This is a genomic window from Tsukamurella asaccharolytica, from assembly GCF_007858435.1.
In the GTDB taxonomy this organism is placed as follows: Bacteria; Actinomycetota; Actinomycetes; order Mycobacteriales; family Mycobacteriaceae; genus Tsukamurella; species Tsukamurella asaccharolytica.
Genome location: NZ_VIGW01000004.1, coordinates 349,533 through 365,076 on the forward strand (window position 1 = coordinate 349,533; position 15,544 = coordinate 365,076).

The 15,544-nt window shown below is 71.9% G+C and carries 15 protein-coding genes; 11 read left to right on the plus strand and 4 right to left on the minus strand.

From position 1 onward, the window contains the following. The first annotated feature begins 35 nt into the window (after window positions 1-35). Window positions 36-1,079 (plus strand): NlpC/P60 family protein, encoded by a 1,044-nt coding sequence (locus FK529_RS10825; protein ID WP_146560975.1) that lies wholly within the window; start codon window positions 36-38, stop codon window positions 1,077-1,079. A gap of 50 nt (window positions 1,080-1,129) precedes the next feature. Beyond that, a complete protein-coding gene (locus FK529_RS10830; protein ID WP_146560976.1) occupies window positions 1,130-2,260 on the plus strand; it encodes a glycosyltransferase family 4 protein in 1,131 nt (376 codons plus the stop codon). A gap of 29 nt (window positions 2,261-2,289) precedes the next feature. Here FK529_RS10830 and FK529_RS10835 read toward each other — a convergent pair whose 3' ends face one another. Beyond that, window positions 2,290-4,092 carry an AMP-dependent synthetase/ligase gene (locus FK529_RS10835; RefSeq protein WP_146560977.1) on the minus strand — a complete coding sequence of 601 codons (1,803 nt, stop codon included), beginning with the start codon at window positions 4,090-4,092 and terminating at the stop codon, window positions 2,290-2,292. Between the two features lie 123 nt (window positions 4,093-4,215). Here FK529_RS10835 and FK529_RS10840 point away from each other — a divergent pair, with 123 nt between their 5' ends. From FK529_RS10840 to FK529_RS10875, 8 genes are all read left to right on the plus strand, one after another. Beyond that, window positions 4,216-4,608, plus strand: a complete 393-nt coding sequence (locus tag FK529_RS10840; protein ID WP_146560978.1) for a hypothetical protein — start codon at window positions 4,216-4,218, stop codon at window positions 4,606-4,608. Then, on the plus strand, window positions 4,601-5,065 hold the full coding sequence (locus FK529_RS10845) for an SRPBCC family protein (RefSeq protein WP_146560979.1): 465 nt from the start codon (window positions 4,601-4,603) through the stop codon (window positions 5,063-5,065). Before FK529_RS10840 ends, FK529_RS10845 begins: the two co-directional genes overlap by 8 nt. Beyond that, window positions 5,065-6,294 (plus strand): ArsA family ATPase, encoded by a 1,230-nt coding sequence (locus tag FK529_RS10850; RefSeq protein WP_146560980.1) that lies wholly within the window; start codon window positions 5,065-5,067, stop codon window positions 6,292-6,294. Before FK529_RS10845 ends, FK529_RS10850 begins: the two co-directional genes overlap by 1 nt. Then, complete coding sequence (locus FK529_RS10855; protein WP_146560981.1) at window positions 6,287-6,745, plus strand: hypothetical protein; 459 nt, start codon at window positions 6,287-6,289, stop codon at window positions 6,743-6,745. Before FK529_RS10850 ends, FK529_RS10855 begins: the two co-directional genes overlap by 8 nt. Beyond that, window positions 6,742-7,692 (plus strand): ROK family protein, encoded by a 951-nt coding sequence (locus FK529_RS10860; protein ID WP_146560982.1) that lies wholly within the window; start codon window positions 6,742-6,744, stop codon window positions 7,690-7,692. Before FK529_RS10855 ends, FK529_RS10860 begins: the two co-directional genes overlap by 4 nt. A gap of 75 nt (window positions 7,693-7,767) precedes the next feature. Next, a complete protein-coding gene (locus FK529_RS10865) occupies window positions 7,768-8,478 on the plus strand; it encodes a lysophospholipid acyltransferase family protein (RefSeq protein WP_146561079.1) in 711 nt (236 codons plus the stop codon). An 11-nt stretch (window positions 8,479-8,489) separates the two neighbouring features. Next, on the plus strand, window positions 8,490-8,966 hold the full coding sequence (locus tag FK529_RS10870; RefSeq protein ID WP_146560983.1) for a polyadenylate-specific 3'-exoribonuclease AS: 477 nt from the start codon (window positions 8,490-8,492) through the stop codon (window positions 8,964-8,966). A gap of 61 nt (window positions 8,967-9,027) precedes the next feature. Further along, window positions 9,028-10,425: a class II 3-deoxy-7-phosphoheptulonate synthase gene (locus FK529_RS10875; protein ID WP_146561081.1), complete on the plus strand. Its 1,398-nt coding sequence runs from the start codon at window positions 9,028-9,030 to the stop codon at window positions 10,423-10,425. A 6-nt stretch (window positions 10,426-10,431) separates the two neighbouring features. Here FK529_RS10875 and FK529_RS10880 read toward each other — a convergent pair whose 3' ends face one another. Next, window positions 10,432-11,199: a GTP pyrophosphokinase gene (locus FK529_RS10880; RefSeq protein WP_146560984.1), complete on the minus strand. Its 768-nt coding sequence runs from the start codon at window positions 11,197-11,199 to the stop codon at window positions 10,432-10,434. Between the two features lie 17 nt (window positions 11,200-11,216). Beyond that, window positions 11,217-13,382, minus strand: a complete 2,166-nt coding sequence (pknB, locus tag FK529_RS10885) for a Stk1 family PASTA domain-containing Ser/Thr kinase (RefSeq protein WP_146560985.1) — start codon at window positions 13,380-13,382, stop codon at window positions 11,217-11,219. 98 nt (window positions 13,383-13,480) lie between these two features. On the opposite strand from pknB, the gene FK529_RS10890 reads away from it, so the two are divergent. Then, window positions 13,481-13,861 carry an Rv2175c family DNA-binding protein gene (locus FK529_RS10890; protein ID WP_146560986.1) on the plus strand — a complete coding sequence of 127 codons (381 nt, stop codon included), beginning with the start codon at window positions 13,481-13,483 and terminating at the stop codon, window positions 13,859-13,861. A 162-nt stretch (window positions 13,862-14,023) separates the two neighbouring features. On the opposite strand, the gene FK529_RS10895 is transcribed toward FK529_RS10890, so the two are convergent. Continuing rightward, a complete protein-coding gene (locus FK529_RS10895; RefSeq protein WP_146560987.1) occupies window positions 14,024-15,544 on the minus strand; it encodes an alpha-(1->6)-mannopyranosyltransferase A in 1,521 nt (506 codons plus the stop codon).

Consider the following 15,544-nt stretch of genomic DNA (forward strand, 5'->3'; position numbering starts at 1 on the left):
CAATCGTGCTCCAGCTTGGAAGGACCTGCTCGGCCGTGTCATCGACCTCCCCCTCCCGCTCGCTCCTGCTGCGGGGTTCCGCCGCATCCGCTGTTGTCGCTCTGGCGGCGGGGCTCGCCGTCACCGGCAGCGCGGCCGCGGATCCCGACACGGCCGATGCCGCGCTCAAGCAGTACGAGGAGCTCTCCGAGCAGGCCTCCGGGACCAACGAGGCCGCGAAGGCCGCGCAGGAGGACGCCGACAAGGCCACCGCCGCCAAGCGCGTGGCGGACGGCACGCTCGCGGCGGCGAAGCGTGAGGTCGATGCGGTGCAGGCTCGAAAGGCCGCGCTGCAGCCGCAGATCGACGCGGTGGTCGTCGCGAACTACAAGGGCTCGCGCACCAACCGCACCTACGCGCTGCTGGTCAGCGATTCGCCGCAGCAGATGCTCGACCAGATGTCGACCCTCGACTTCGTCAACCGGGACGTCGTCGCCACCGTCGACGCCTACAAGAAGTCGAAGGCCGCCGCGGACTCCGCGGCGACCCGCGCCGCCGAGGCCGCGAAGTCCGCCGAGGACACCCGCGCCGAGGCGGAGCGCAAGGCCACCGACCTCAAGCAGAAGAAGTCGCGGCTGGCGCAGGAGATCACCCGGATCAAGGCGATCTACGACCGGCTCAGCGGGGCCCAGCGCCAGACCCTCATCGGTCCGCCCACCCCCTTCGATCCCAGTAAGGTGCCGCCGGGGAGCACCGCCGAGCTCGGCGCCGTGCGCGCCGCGCTCACCCGGGTCGGCAGCCCCTACGCCTGGGGCGGTTCCGGCCCCGGCCAGTTCGACTGCTCCGGGCTCATGGTCTGGGCCTATCAGCAGTCCGGGAAGTCGCTGCCGCGCACCTCGCAGGCGCAGCTCAACGGGGGACGCAAGGTCTCCCGCAGCGAGCTGCAGCCGGGCGACATCATCGTCTACTACTCCGCCGCCACACATGTCGGCATGTACGTCGGCGACGGAAAGGTCGTGCACGCCTCCACCTTCGGCGTGCCGGTGCAGGTCGTGCCGATCGACTCGGCGGGCCCGTTCAACGCGGCGGTCCGCTACTAGCCGGTGCGCCCCTGAGCGGCGGCGGGGCCGGCGCCCAGTACGGTTGACGCATGCCGCGCACGCTGCTGGTCACCAACGACTTCCCGCCCCGCCCCGGAGGCATCCAGACCTACCTCCAGGCCTTCGTCCGGCAGCTGCCCGCCGACGAGCTGGTGGTGTACGCCTCGCGCTGGCGCGGCAGCGAGGAGTACGACGCCGCGCAGCCCTTCGAGGTCGTCCGCCACCCGACGACGCTCCTGCTGCCCACGCCCGACGCGTACGCGCGGGCCCGGGATCTGGTGCGCGCGCGCGACATCGAGACAGTCTGGTTCGGGGCCGCCGCGCCGCTCGCCCTTCTCGGTGCTCCGCTCAAGGACGCCGGGGCGCTGCACACCGTCGCCTCCACGCACGGGCACGAGGTGGGCTGGTCGATGCTCCCGCCCTCGCGTGCGTGCCTGCGCCGCATCGGCGATACCACCGACGTGACGACCTACGTGAGCAAGTACACCCGCGGGCGGTTCGCCGCCGCCTTCGGCCCGCGGGCGGCGCTGGAGCACCTTCCGCCCGGCGTCGACACCGACGTCTTCCGGCCCGACGATGCCGCCCGCTCGGTCCTGCGCGCCCGCTACGGCCTCGGGGACGACGAGCCCGTCGTGCTGTGCCTGTCGCGCCTGGTGCCGCGGAAGGGGCAGGACGTGCTGATCCGCGCCCTGCCGCGCATCCGGGCCCGGGTGCCCGGCGCCAGGCTGGTGATCGTGGGCGGCGGCCCCTACGCCGAGACGCTGCACGAACTCGCGCGACGGACCGGCGTCGACGAGGAGGTGATCTTCACCGGCTCCGTCCCGTTCGACGAGCTCGCGGCGCACCACAACGTCGGCGACGTCTTCGCCATGCCGTGCCGCACGCGCGGCGCGGGCCTGGACGTCGAGGGCCTCGGCATCGTCTTCCTCGAGGCGTCCGCGACGGGGAAGCCGGTGGTGGCAGGCGATTCCGGAGGTGCGCCCGAGACCGTGTGGGAGGGCGAGTCGGGCCACGTCGTGCCGGGCCGCGACGTCGAGGCGGTCGCGGACTCCGTCGCGGGACTTCTCGCCGACCCCGACCGCGCCGCGGCGATGGGCGCCCGCGGGCGGGCGCTCGTGGCCGAGCACTTCGACTGGCGGCGGCTAGGCCACCGCCTGCAGACGCTGCTCAACCCGTACTGACCCGCCGGCCGTGGCTCCGTGCTGGAGGCCTACTTGGCGTAGAGCTCGGCGATGTCGTCGGCGTACTTCTGCGAGACGACGTTCCGCTTGACCTTCATCGTCGGCGTCATCTCGCCGGTCTCCTCGGAGAAGTCCTCGGGCAGGATGCGGACCTTCTTGATGGCCTCGGCGTTGGAGACCGTCTCGTTCGCGACCGCCACGGCCTTGTTGACCTCGGCCAGCAGGTCGGGGTCGTTGCGGAGGTCGGAGACAGTGGCCGACGCCGGCTTGCCGTTCGCGGACTTCCACTGCGGGAAGGCCTCCGGATCGATCGTGACCAGCGCGGCGATGAAGGGCTGCGCATCGCCGACGACCATGGCCTGCGAGATCAGCGGATTACTGCGCAGGGCGTCCTCGAGGCCGGCGGGGGAGACGTTCTTACCGCCCGCCGTGACGATGAGTTCCTTCTTGCGGCCGGTGATCGACAGGAAGCCGTCGTCGTCGATCGAGCCCAGGTCGCCCGTGCGGAACCAACCGTCCTCGAGGGCCGCCTTGGTGGCCTCCTCGTTGCGCCAGTAACCGCGGAAGACGACCGAACCCTTGAGCAGGATCTCGCCGTCCTCGGCGATCTTCGCGGCCTGCCCCGCCAGGGGGCGGCCGACGGTGCCGATCTTCTGCGCGCCCTCGACGTTCACGGTGATGGCCGCGGTGGTCTCGGTGAGGCCGTAGCCCTCCATGACCGTGATGCCGACGCCGCGGAAGAAGTGGCCGAGGCGTGCGCCGAGGGGCGCGCCGCCCGAGATGGCGACCTTGCAGTTCCCGCCGAGGGCGGCCTTGAGCTTGCCGTAGACCAGCTTGTCGAACAGCGTGTGCTTGGCCTTGAGGAGCAGGCCGGCGCCGCCGGCGTCCTTGGCCTGGCTGTATTCGATCGCCGTCCGCACGGCGGCGTCGAAGATCTTGCCCTTGCCACCGTCGACGGCGCTCTGCTGCGCGGAGGCGAAGACCTTCTCGAAGACGCGCGGCACCGACAGGATCAGCGTGGGCTTGAAGATCGAGAACTGCGGCACCAGGTTCTTGGTGTCGTGGAAGTGGCCGACGACCGCGCCGCCCTTGAAGCAGGCGATGTTCACGGCGCGGGCCAGCACGTGTGCCAGCGGCAGGAACATCACGGTCGAGCCGCCGCGGATGGCCTCGCCGAAGGGCGAGGCGAGGATGGCGTCGGCCTCGCTCATGAGGTTCGAGTGCATGAGCTCGCAACCCTTGGGGCGGCCCGTCGTGCCCGAGGTGTAGATCAGCGTCGCGAGGTCGTCGGCCTTCACGCCGGCGCGGCCGGCGTGGACCTGCTCGTCCGTGACGTCAGCACCCTCCGCGGTGAGCGTCTCGACCGCGCCCTTCTCGCCGTCCGCCGGCTCGATCTGCAGGACCCGCTGCACCGAGCGCAGGTCCTTCAGCTCGGCGACCTCGGCGGCCTGCTTCGGGCCCTCGATGATCATCAGTACGGCGCCGGAATCCTCGAGGATCCAGTCGATCTGGCCCGACGAGCTGGTCTCGTAGACGGGGACGGTGACGGCGCCGACGGCCCAGATGGCGAAGTCGATGAGCGGCCACTCGTAGCGGGTGGAGGACACCAGCGCGACGCGGTCGCCGGGCGCGACGCCCTGCGCCACGAGCCCCTTGGCGACGCCGAGGATCTCCTGCGCGTACTGCTTGGAGGTCACCGGTTCCCAGGTACCCCCGACGAGGCGCTTGATCCGGACGCTGTCCGGGTCCGTGCGGGCCACATCGAAGACGACGTCGACCGTGGAGGCCGAGGGGTCGATGGTGTAGTTGGCGGGAACGCTGATCTCGCGCACAAATCCTCCGGGTCGCAAATCGGTGGTCTTGTGGTGAACCTTACACCGCTGCTCAAGGCGCGTTCCGCGCCCGATCGCACCCGGCACCGTCCGCCTCGGGGCCTGATGTGTGAAGCTTAGGGGGTGAGCACCATCCAAGTGGCCGACGTCGCCTTCGTCGCCGCCCACCCGAGTGCCGTGGCCGCCGCGATGGCGGGCGCGCAGCGGTGGCGCGGCTGGTTCCCCGACCTGCGACTGACCGTCACCGAGGACCGGGGCGAGAAGGGGATCCGGTGGAGGGTCGACGGCGCCGTCGCCGGGACCTCGGAGTTCTGGATCGAGCCGCATCTCGACGGGAGCCTGCTCCACTACTTCCTGCACGCCGAGCCGTCGGCGCCCATGACCCCCGAACAGATCGTCGCCGACGTGCGCGCGCGCCGGGTCCGCGGGCACGACGTCATGTTCGACGTGAAGTTCACGGCGGAGGACGGCCGCGTCCTGGGTGGGCCCGCTGCCGGGGAGGTGGAGCGTGTCTGACGCGGAGCGCACCCGCGAATCCATCGTCATCGCGGCGCCGCCGGAGCGGATCATGGCCGCGATCTCCGCGTTCGACCGTTACCCCGAGTGGGTCTCCGCGGCGCGCGCGGTCACCGTCCTCGAGACCACGGCCGATGGGCTGCCCCGGCGCGTGCGCTTCGTGCTGGAGGAGGGCTTCCTCCACGACACCTACGAACTCGAGTACCGCTGGGCGCCCGGCGGCCGGTCCGTCGAGTGGGATCTCGCGTCGAGCACGCTGCAGAGCAGCCAGCACGGCCGGTACGACCTGACGCCCAGCGCCGACGGTGCCGGCACCACCGTCACCTACACGCTCGAGGTGACGCTGCAGATCCCGATGCTCGGCAGGCTCCGGCGCAAGGCGGAGAAGGCGATCACCGACACCGCCCTCAAGGAGCTCAAGCGCCACGTCGAGGGCGAGTCGGCGGCCGGAGCCTGATGTCCGGGGAGGGCGCCGCGACCCGCCTGCTGTTGGTGTCCGGCGCCGGGGGAGCGGGCCGGACCACGCTGGCCACCGCGCTCGCGGGCCGCGCCGCCGGGCGCGGACGCACGCTGCTCGTCACCGTCGGGAGGGCGGTCGACCCGCTCCTGGCCGACGGGACCGGGCCTTTCGACCACGTGCACCTCAACCCCGTCGAGCTGCTCGCGCAGTGGTGGGAGGGCCTGTCCGCCACCGTCCGCGCCGGTCGCGGCCTGGCCGGCGGCGCCGCCGACCCGGGGGGCGCGGGCTTCGATCCCTTCGCGCTGGAACCACCCGAGCTGACGGGCCTCGCCGACGCCGAACACGTCCTCGTGCTCCGCGCGATCGTCGGGCACGTCGAGTCGGGCGCCTACCGCACCGTCGTCGTCGACGGGCCCGCCTTCGACGGCCTCGTCTCCCTGCTCACCGCTCCGGCGTCGCTGGCGGCATACCTCGAGCGGGTCTGGCCGCGGCACGTGCGGCTCTCCGGGCCGGCCGCCGGTCCGGCCGCGGGTTCCCTCGCCGCGCTGCTCCTCGCCGAGCCGGTCGCGGGGCTCGCGGACCGGCTGTCCGCGTTCGTCGCCGACCGCGCGGCCCTCGAGCTGGTGCACGTGGTCACCGGTGATGCCGGCCGCGCCGCACGGGCGCGGGAGGAGCTCGCCGCGCTCGAGGTACTGGGGCTGCGCCCGGTGGCGCTGGTGCTCAACCGGATGATCGACGTCGACGGCCGGTTCGCGCTCGACCTGCCCCACCCGGCGGTGCGGCTGGTGCGGACGCGGGTCGCCGGGCAGGACGATGCGCGGGAGGTGCTCGCCCAGGTGTCGACGGTGCTCGAGCGCCCGGTCATCGAGGCCGCCGAGGCGGCCGATCCGGTGCAGTCCGCCGCCGCCGCGGTGGCGCTGGCCTGGGACGCGGACGCGATCCTCGACGCGGAGCCCGTGAGCGTGCCCGCCCCCGAAGTACGCCCGACGGGCGGCGCCGGCCTCGACGCGCGGTACGAATGGTCGGTCGCGCTGCCGCTCGTGGACCCGACGACGATCGGGCTCGGCCGGGTCGAGGAGGACGTCGTCGTCGAAGCCCAGGGTGTGCGGCGCCGGATCCGGCTACCGTCGGTGCTGCGCCGCTGCGTCGTGGCAGGCGCCACCTACGAGGAAGGGGAGCTGCGCGTGGGCTTCGTTCCCGATCCGGAGGTGTGGCCCGGTGGCTGACCCCACCCCCGACCCCTCCGAGGAGTTCCTCGCCTCCGCGGCGCGCCTGTTCGAGACCGCCCGTCCCTGGATCGCCGCGGCCCTCGCCGAGCATTCGGCGCATCGCGAGGGCGACCCCGGCGCGTGCCGGCTGTGCGCCCTCGGCGGCGCCGTCGCCCGGAATCTCGAGCCCTTCGCCGCCGAGGCCTCGAAGTCCTTGGGGCACTTCGCCGACGAGGTGCTGGCCGATCTCCTCCGGCTCGCCGAGGAGCTGCTGGGCAGCGCCCGGACCGCCGCGGCGGCCGTCGCCGCCGACTACCTCGCCACCGTGAACCCCGCGGACCCGGCCGAGTCCGCCGCGGCGGACTCCCGGGACGTCGCCGACCCGGATTCCGCACCGCCGGCGCAGGCCGGGGGGTACGAACGCATCGACATCCGGCTCGCGGACCCCGGGGAGGACGAGCGGCGATGACGCTGACGATCGGCATCGACATCGGCGGAACCTCGGTCCGCGCGGCCGTCGTGACGGACGACGGCACCGTCGTCGACACCGCCCGGGCGGAGACGCCGCGCAGTGCCGCCGCGCTCGAGCGCTGCCTCGACCGCGTGGTGCAGGAACTGTGCGTCGAGCACGACGTGCGGGCCGTCGGCCTCGCCGTCGCGGGCTTCCTCGACCCGAGCCGGCAGTACGTCTCGTTCGCGCCGCACCTGCCGTGGCGCGACGCCGCGGTGCCCGCCGAGATGGCGAAGCGGATCGGCCTGCCGGTGATCATGGAGCACGACGCGAACTCCGCCGCGTGGGCCGAGTTCGTCCACGGCCCGGCGCGGCAGTCGAAGGTCACCTGCGTGCTCGCGCTCGGCACCGGCATCGGCGCGGGCCTGCTCATCGACGGGCGGCTCTACCGGGGTGCCTACGGCGTCGCGCCGGAGCTGGGCCACCTGCAGGTGGTGCCCGACGGTCGGCCGTGCGACTGCGGTAAGCGGGGGTGCTGGGAGCGGTACTGCAGCGGCACCGCCCTGGTGGAGACCGCGATCGACCTGATGGGGCCGAAGGGCTCGCACGGCGTGCTCCTCGCGCGGGAGCTCGCCGACGATCCGGGCTCGCTGACGGGGCGCAAGGTGGCCGCCGCCGCCGAGGCCGGCGACCCCGTGGCGCAGGAGGCAGTGGGGGAGCTGGCCCGCTGGCTGGGCGTGGGCCTGGCGATGGTCAGCGACGTCTTCGACCCGGACCTGATCATCCTGTCCGGCGGCGTCGGCGCCTCGTCGCGCCTGTTCCTCGACGACGCCCGGGACCAGTACGCGCAGCAGCTCACCGGTGGGAAGTATCGCCGCAAGGCCCGCATCCGCGCCACCGAGCTGGGCGAGCGCGCCGGGATGCTCGGCGCCGCGGCGCTCGCGCGGGACGCGGTGCGGGCCTGATCGCCCGGCGGGCGGGATGCGTCGTCGGTAGAGTGAGACGCAGCACGTCGGATCGTGAATCGAGAGCTGGGCGACATGTGGTGGATGGTCTGCAAGTGGGTCCTGATCGGACCGGTACTGCGTCTCTTGGCGCGCCCGCGCGTCGTCGGCGTCGAGAACCTGCCGAAGGACGGCGCGGCGATCCTCGCCAGTAACCACCTCGCGATGGCGGACTCGTTCTTCCTGCCGCTCATGGTGCCGCGGCGCATCACGTTCCTCGCGAAGAACGAGTACTTCACCGGGAAGGGCCTCAAGGGCGCCTTCAAGAAGTGGTTCGTCTCCTCCGTCGGCTGCATCCCGATCAAGCGCGGCAGCGCGAGCGCCGCGCAGGACGCGCTCGCCGCGGGGGTCGGCGCCCTCGAGGACGGGCGGCTCCTCGGCCTGTACCCCGAGGGCACCCGCAGCCCCGACGGGCGGCTCTACAAGGGCAAGACCGGCATGGCGCGGATGGCGCTGGAGACCGGCGTGCCGATCATCCCGGTGGCGATGGTCGGCACCGAGAAGTTCAACCCGCCCGGCACCACCGTGCCGCGCCCGGCGAAGGTGCAGGTCCGCATCGGCGAGCCGCTCGACTTCTCCCGGTTCGAGGGGATGTCCGGGAACCGGTTCATCGAGCGAGCCATCACCGACGAGGTCATGTACGAGCTGATGAAGCTCTCCGGCCAGGCGTACGTCGACGTCTACGCGCAGGACGTCAAGGACGGCGTGGTCGTCCCGGGCGAGGAGCGCGAGGCCGGCGCCGCGTAGCCTGACTGCCCATGCGCTACTTCTATGACCTGGAATTCATTGAAGACGGCAGAGTCATAGACCTGGTCTCGATCGGCATCGTCGCGGAGGACGGGCGCGAGTTCTACGCCGTCTCGACCGAGTTCGATCCCGAGGCCGCGGGGCCCTGGGTGCGCGCGAACGTGCTCCCGAAGTTGCCGCCGCCGGCGAGCAGGAGCTGGCGATCGCGCGCCGCCATCCGCGACGGGGTGCTGGACTTCCTCACCGCCGGCCCGGGCGACATCGAGCTGTGGGCCTGGGTGGCCGCGTACGACCATGTGGCGCTCTGCCAGCTCTGGGGCCCGATGACGGCGCTGCCGCGGGCCATGCCGCGGTACACCCGCGAGCTCAAGCAGCTGTGGGACGAGCGGGGCAGGCCCCACCTGCCCGCGGCACCGTCGGACGCGCACGACGCGCTGGCCGACGCCCGGCACAACCTCGCCAAGTACCGGGAGATCATGACCGGCTAGCTGTACCCCGCGCCCTCGTGACCGGGCCGCGGCCCGTCGGCGTAACCTTGCCTCCGTGGCAGTGAACTGGACCGTCGACGTCCCCATCGACACCCTCCCCAAGCTCCCGGCCCTCCCGGGTGACCTGCGTGAGCGCCTCGACGACGCTCTGGCGAAGCCGGCCCTGCAGCAGCCGAGCTGGCCGCGGGAGCAGGCGGACGCGATGCGCACGGTGCTGGAGTCGGTGCCGCCGATCACGGTGCCGCCGGAGATCCAGACGCTGCAGGACCAGCTGGCCGAGGTCGCGCTGGGCCGCGCCTTCCTGCTGCAGGGCGGCGATTGCGCCGAGACCTTCGTCGACAACACCGAGCCGCACATCGCCGCGAACATCCGCACCCTGCTGCAGATGGCGGTGGCGCTGACGTACGGCGCGTCGATGCCGGTGGTCAAGGTCGCGCGCATCGCCGGCCAGTACGCCAAGCCCCGCTCCTCGGACACCGACGCCCTGGGGCTGACCAGCTACCGCGGCGACATGGTCAACGGCTTCCCGCCCGAGGAGGCCGTCCGCAAGCACGATCCGTCGCGCCTGATCCGCGCCTACGCCAATGCGAGCGCCGCCATGAATCTGGTGCGCGCGGTCACCGGCTCCGGCATGGCCGACCTGCACAAAGTGCACGAGTGGAACCGCGAGTTCGTCGCGAACTCGCCCGCCGGCGCCCGCTACGAGGCCCTCGCCGCCGAGATCGACGGCGGCCTGCGGTTCATGGCCGCCTGCGGAGTGGAGGACCGGAACCTCAAGTCCGCCACGATCTTCTCCAGCCACGAGGCGCTGGTTCTCGACTACGAGCGCGGCCTGCTCCGCCTGGCCGACGACCCGGACGACCCCGAGGCCCAGCAGGTGCTCTACAACCTCTCGGCGCACTTCCTCTGGGTCGGGGAGCGCACCCGCCAGCTCGACGGTGCCCACATCGCCCTGATGGAGCTGATCCACAACCCGATCGGCGTCAAGATCGGCCCGACCACCACGCCCGAGCTGGCGGTCGAGTACGTGAAGAAGCTGGACCCGCACAACAAGCCGGGCCGCCTCACCCTGATCTCGCGCATGGGCAACGGCAACGTGCGCACCGCGCTGCCGCCGATCGTCGAGGCCGTCGAGGCGACGGGCCACAAGGTGATCTGGCAGTGCGACCCGATGCACGGCAACACCCACGAGTCCTCGACGGGGTACAAGACCCGCCACTTCGACCGCATCGTCGACGAGGTGCAGGGCTTCTTCGAGGTGCACCGCGCCATCGGTTCGCACCCGGGCGGCGTGCACGTCGAGCTCACGGGCGAGAACGTCACCGAGTGCCTCGGCGGCGCGCAGGACATCTCCGACGCCGACCTGGCCGGCCGCTACGAGACCGCCTGCGACCCCCGCCTGAACACCCAGCAGAGCCTGGAGCTGGCCTTCCTGGTCGCGGAGATGCTCCGCGGCTGACCGGGATCAGGGCGCACGCCGGGTCAGCTTGAGCAGCCTGGCGAGGAGCTCGTCGCCGGCGAGCTCGGTCTCCACGGCGTCGCGGTCGCGGGCGGCCTCCGCGTCGTGCTCCCCGTGGACCTGGGTGTGCAGCTGCTCCATCCGCCGGTCCAACTGCTCGGCGACCGCTGCGGCCGCGGAGAGCTCGTCCCGTAGCTGAGCGGGGACGGCACCGTCGTACTTGTAGAAGATCTTGTGCTCCAGGCTGGCCCAGAAGTCCATGGCGATGGTCCGGATCTGCAGCTCCACCGGCACGTGCACGGGACCGGTGGAGAGGAAGACGGGGATCTCGACGATCGCGTGGAGGCTCTTGTAGCCGTTGGGCTTCGGCTCCGCGATGTAGTCCTTGACCACGACGACGCGCACGTCGTCCTGCGCCGTGATGGTCTCCAGTATCCGATAGGTGTCGGCGATGAAACTGCACGTGATCCGGATGCCCGCGATGTCGGTGATCGCCTCGCGGATCAGCGGCAGCTCCGGCGCGATGCCGCGGCGGGCGACCTTCCGGACGATGCTTTCGGGCTTCTTGATCCGCGATGTCACGTGCTCGATCGGGTTGTACCGGTGCAGCTGCAGGAACTCCTCCCGCAGGATCGTCACCTTGGTGAGCACTTCCTTGACGGCGAACTGGTACTCCATCAGGAAGCGGGTCAGTTCGTCGCGCGTGCGGCGCGCCTGCGCCAGCGTCGTGGGGTCGAGCACGAAGCCGGGTTCGAACGGCGCGGGGCTGCTCATCGAGGGACCACCCGCCGTCACGGCAGGGCCGTGACGGTCACCGTCGAGCCGCCCTGCACGCGCGAGCCGCCGCCCGGGTCCTGCCAGAGGACCTGCGAATTGTCCGAGGCGAAGATGCCATTGACCTTGACCTGCAGGCCGGCGTCGCGCAGGACGGAGCGGGCCTGCGCGACGTTCATGCCGGTCACCGACGGGACCGTGACCCGCGCGGACATCGTGACGGTGACCCGCTTGTTCGCCGGGTCGACGCGGCCACCCGCGGACGGGCTCGTCGCGGTGACCACGGAGCCCGAGCCCGTCTCGCCCGTGAGCTCGGCGACCAGGCCCGCACGCTGCAGCAGCTGCTGGGCCTCGGCGGCGGTCTTCCCGGTCACGTCGGGCACCGTCAGGGCGTTCGAGACGAGCAGCGTGACGCTGCCACCCTTGTTCACCTGACCGGACGGGCTGGTGCCGAAGACCTTCCCGGCCTCGGTCCCGGCGTCGAACTGCTGCGTGGTCTCCTTCACCGTGAGGCCCGCGCTGCGCAGCAGCGCGGTGGCCTCCTCGGGGGTCCGGCCGCGCACATCGGGGATGCTGACGGGCTCGTTGCCGGCGGAGGCGACCACGGTCACCGTCGCACCGACGGCGACGCGCGTCCCCGGCGTGGGCGACAGGCCGACGACGCCGCCCTGCGCGATGTCGCGGCTGAACTGGGCGGGCCCGCGCTGGGGCACGAGGCCGCTGTCGCGCAACTGCTTCTCCACGTTCTCGGGGCTGTCGCCGGGCCGGAACTGGGGGACGGTGGGCCGGCCACGGGAGTACTCGAGGGTGACGGTGTCGAAGCGGCTGATCCGGCTGCCCGCGGACGGGTCGACGCGGGTGATCGTGTCCTCGGTGATGTCGTTGCTGTAGGTGCCGGCCAGCTCGACGTCGAGACCGGCGTCCTTGATCCGCTGCTCCGCCGCGGCGCGGTTCAGCCCGGTGACGTTGGGCACGGTCGTGTACTGCCCGGACGCCAGCCACCAGCCGCCGAAGGCGAGCAGCAGCGAGACCACGGCGATGAGTGCCACGATGATCCACGTCTTCGCACGATTCTTCCGGGGCGGCGTCCACGGCTGCGCCGCGGTCTCTGGAGGCAGCGGCTCGTGCATGGTCTCGGCCCGGGTGTGCTGGACCGGGGTGGGCGGCCCGGCCGGCTGCGCGAGTGTGGGCGCCGGCGCCACCGGCGGGACCCCGGGCAGCAGTGCCCCCGTGGGCTCGGCCGCGGCGGGGATCAGCGGCTCGCCGCGCTGCGCGTACATCGCTGCGGCGGCGCGCTGCTCGGCGCTGGACTGGGGCGCCGGCACCGTGAACGGCGGGAGGTCCAGCTCGTCGGTGATCGCGGAGAGCGCCTCGGCCATCGCGAAGCCGTCGGTGTAGCGGCGCGACGGATCGCGGTCGGTCGCGCGGGCGACGAACTCGTCGAACTCCGGCGGCACCCCGGCGATGGCCGCGCCGGGCCGCGGGACGTCGTTGTGCAGGCGCTGGTAGGCCAGCGAGATCGCGGTGTCGCCGGTGAAGGGCACCTGGCCGGTGAGCAGCTCGTAGACGAGGATGCCGCTGGAGTAGACGTCGGAACGGGCGTCGGCATTGCCGGACTCGACCTGCTCGGGGGAGAGGTAGGCGGCGGTGCCGAGGATCACCGACGAACTGGTCACGGACGCGGCCGCGATGGCGCGCACGAGCCCGAAATCAGCGACCTTGACCTCGCCACCGTCGGAGATGAGGACGTTCTCCGGCTTCACGTCGCGGTGCACCAGGCCGGCGCGGTGCGCGGTGCCCAGCGCGGTGAGCACGGGGCCCATGACGGCGGCCACCGCGTGCGGCGGCATCGGCCCGCGCTCGCCGAGGAGTTCGCGCAGCGTGCCGCCCGTGACCAGCTCCATCACGAGGAAGGCCAGGTCGCCGTCGACGCCCTGGTCGTACACGGCGACGAGGCCGGGGTCCTTGAGCTTGGCGACAGCACGCGCCTCGAACTCGAAGCGGGCGACGAACTGGGCGTCGGCCGCGTACTTGGGATCCATCACCTTGATCGCGATGGGACGGTCGAGTCGCAGGTCGAGGCCCATGTACACGGTGGACATGCCGCCGCGCGCGATCACCGCATCGATGCGGTAGCGGCCCTCGATGCGGGCGCCGATCAGCCGGTCGCGCGGGATGTTCACCTTCTCCGGGTCCTCTCGATGTCTGCGGGTGTCGACAGTTCAGCCTAGCGACCCCGGGGGCGGAAGGGCCGAATCCGCGTGCTGGGTACAGTGTGATGGTGAGCTCCATCCCGTATCTCAGCGACGACCTGCTGCCCGAGGGCACCGCCACCTACAGCGTCTCCACGGTGGCGAAGGGGCTCGGGGTGTCGCAGTCGAAGGTGTTGCAGATGCTGCGCGACGGCCAGCTGATCGCCGTCCGCCGCGGCGGCGAGTTCCACGTCCCGCGGCTGTTCTTCGGCGAGGTGGACGGACGCTTCTCCATCGCGAAACACTTCACCGGCCTGCTCAGCGTGCTCCGCGACGGCGGCTTCGGCGAGGGCGAGATCCTGCGCTGGCTGTTCGAGCAGCAGGAGGACCTGGGGGAGTGCCCCGCAGAGCTGCTGCACACCGACTCCGCGCGCGAGATGATCCGTCGCGCGCAGTCGATGGCGTTCTAACGCGCGGCACCGGCACGCGCGGCGCCGGGGCGAGAGGCGCTCGCTCCGGGGAGCGGAGATCGAAGTGTCTCTCCTCGCAGGGTATGCGGATCTCGCATGGCTCCGGGGTCATGACAGGTGGTCGACGATCGTCGACGATCCCGCGGGACCTCGAGCGCTGGCCTACACCGCGGGTGCCAGGCCGAGCCTCGGCCGCACCTTCAGCGGGTCCGGGCGCAGCAGCGACCAGCCGGCCAGCGCGCCGAGCGCGACGGCGAGGGCGACGTTCCACAGCGAGTACAGGCCGATCGAGCCGGTCGGCATGAAGACCACCATGAGCCATACGGACAGCGCCGCGATGATCGCCAGCGTGCGTCGCGACCATGTGAACGCGCCCGCGACCGCGAGCGGCCAGGTGTAGTACCAGGGCAGTGAAGCGGGGGAGAGCACGCACACCGCCAGCAGGCCCAGCAGGATGCCCATGACGTTGCGCCGCTCGTTCTGCCGGAATCGCCACCACAGGACCACCAGGGTGACGGCGAGCGCGACGATGCCCACCGCTCGGGTCACCTCCAGGATCGGCGCCAGGTGCAGGTCCGTGAACGGGGCGGCTACGAAGGCCGTGATCTGCGCGATCGCGGTGGGCAGGGTGATGTAGTTGATGATCTTGATCGAGCCGGCGAGCGCCGTCATCCAGCCGAGTCCGACGCCCGCGACGACGGTGAACGTCGCGAACAGCGCGACGAAGACGCCGACGGACGCCGCCAGCACGGTGCCGAAGGCCTTCGCCGCCGACTCCTGCGGGTCCGCCTCGCGCCGGTGATGGAACCAGATCCACACCACGAAGGGCAGTGCGATCGCGGCCGTGCCCTTGATGGCGACCGCGGTCACGATCACCGCCACCCCGAACAGGTGCCGCCGGTCGAGCACCAGCGCGATGCCCGCCACCATGAGCCCCACCATGAGCGCCTCGTTGTGCACGCCGCCCACGAGGTGCACGATCACCAGCGGGTTCAGCACGGCGAACCAGAGCGAGACCGCCGGCTTCGCGCCGAAGTGCCGGGCCAGCTTCGTCACGCCCCACACCGACAGTGCGATGCCCGGAAGCATGACCAGGCGCAACGCGATGACGCCGGCGACGACGTTGTCCCCGCACAGTTGGGTGATCCACTTCGCGATGAGGATGAACAGGGGACCGTAGGGTGCGGTCGTCGTGGTCCAGATGCCGCTCACGTTGTCGAGTAGGCCGTTGGGGTTCACGACGGGGCCGTCGACGTACGGGTCGAAGCCGTCGCGCAGCAGCGCGCCCTGCGCGAGGTAGGAGTAGGCGTCGCGCGAGTACAGGGGCGCGGCCACCAGCAGCGGCGCGATCCACAGGGCGACGGTGCCGGCGACCTGCGAGACCTCCAGCCGGCCGGCGAGCGCGGCGCGGCCCAGCCGGATCCAGGCGATCACGAGCAGCGCGATGCCCGTCCAGAACAGGATCGAACTGAGCACCAGTCCGTGACCGAAACGCAGCCACGATAGGTGCGCCGCCTGCAAGGTGGTGTCGTGCACGCGGATCGCGCCCGCGCCGAAGCTGCCCAGGGTCGTCAGGACGGCGCCGAGAAGTCCCAGAAGTGCCGCGCGGCCCTCTGTGGCCTGCGGTGCGGACCGCAGGAACGTGCTGTAGCCGCGCAGCGCGGACTGAACTGATCCGGACAT

What these genes read in the sequence shown, in the direction of transcription:
- FK529_RS10860 (WP_146560982.1), top strand. Translation starts at nt 6,742, where the DNA reads ATGACGCTGACGATCGGCATCGACATCGGCGGAACCTCGGTCCGCGCG.
- FK529_RS10865 (WP_146561079.1), top strand. Translation starts at nt 7,768, where the DNA reads ATGTGGTGGATGGTCTGCAAGTGGGTCCTGATCGGACCGGTACTGCGT.
- FK529_RS10880 (WP_146560984.1), bottom strand. Translation starts at nt 11,199, where the DNA reads ATGAGCAGCCCCGCGCCGTTCGAACCCGGCTTCGTGCTCGACCCCACG.
- FK529_RS10895 (WP_146560987.1), bottom strand. Translation starts at nt 15,544, where the DNA reads ATGTCCGGATCAGTTCAGTCCGCGCTGCGCGGCTACAGCACGTTCCTG.
- FK529_RS10850 (WP_146560980.1), top strand. Translation starts at nt 5,065, where the DNA reads ATGTCCGGGGAGGGCGCCGCGACCCGCCTGCTGTTGGTGTCCGGCGCC.
- FK529_RS10870 (WP_146560983.1), top strand. Translation starts at nt 8,490, where the DNA reads ATGCGCTACTTCTATGACCTGGAATTCATTGAAGACGGCAGAGTCATA.
- FK529_RS10830 (WP_146560976.1), top strand. Translation starts at nt 1,130, where the DNA reads ATGCCGCGCACGCTGCTGGTCACCAACGACTTCCCGCCCCGCCCCGGA.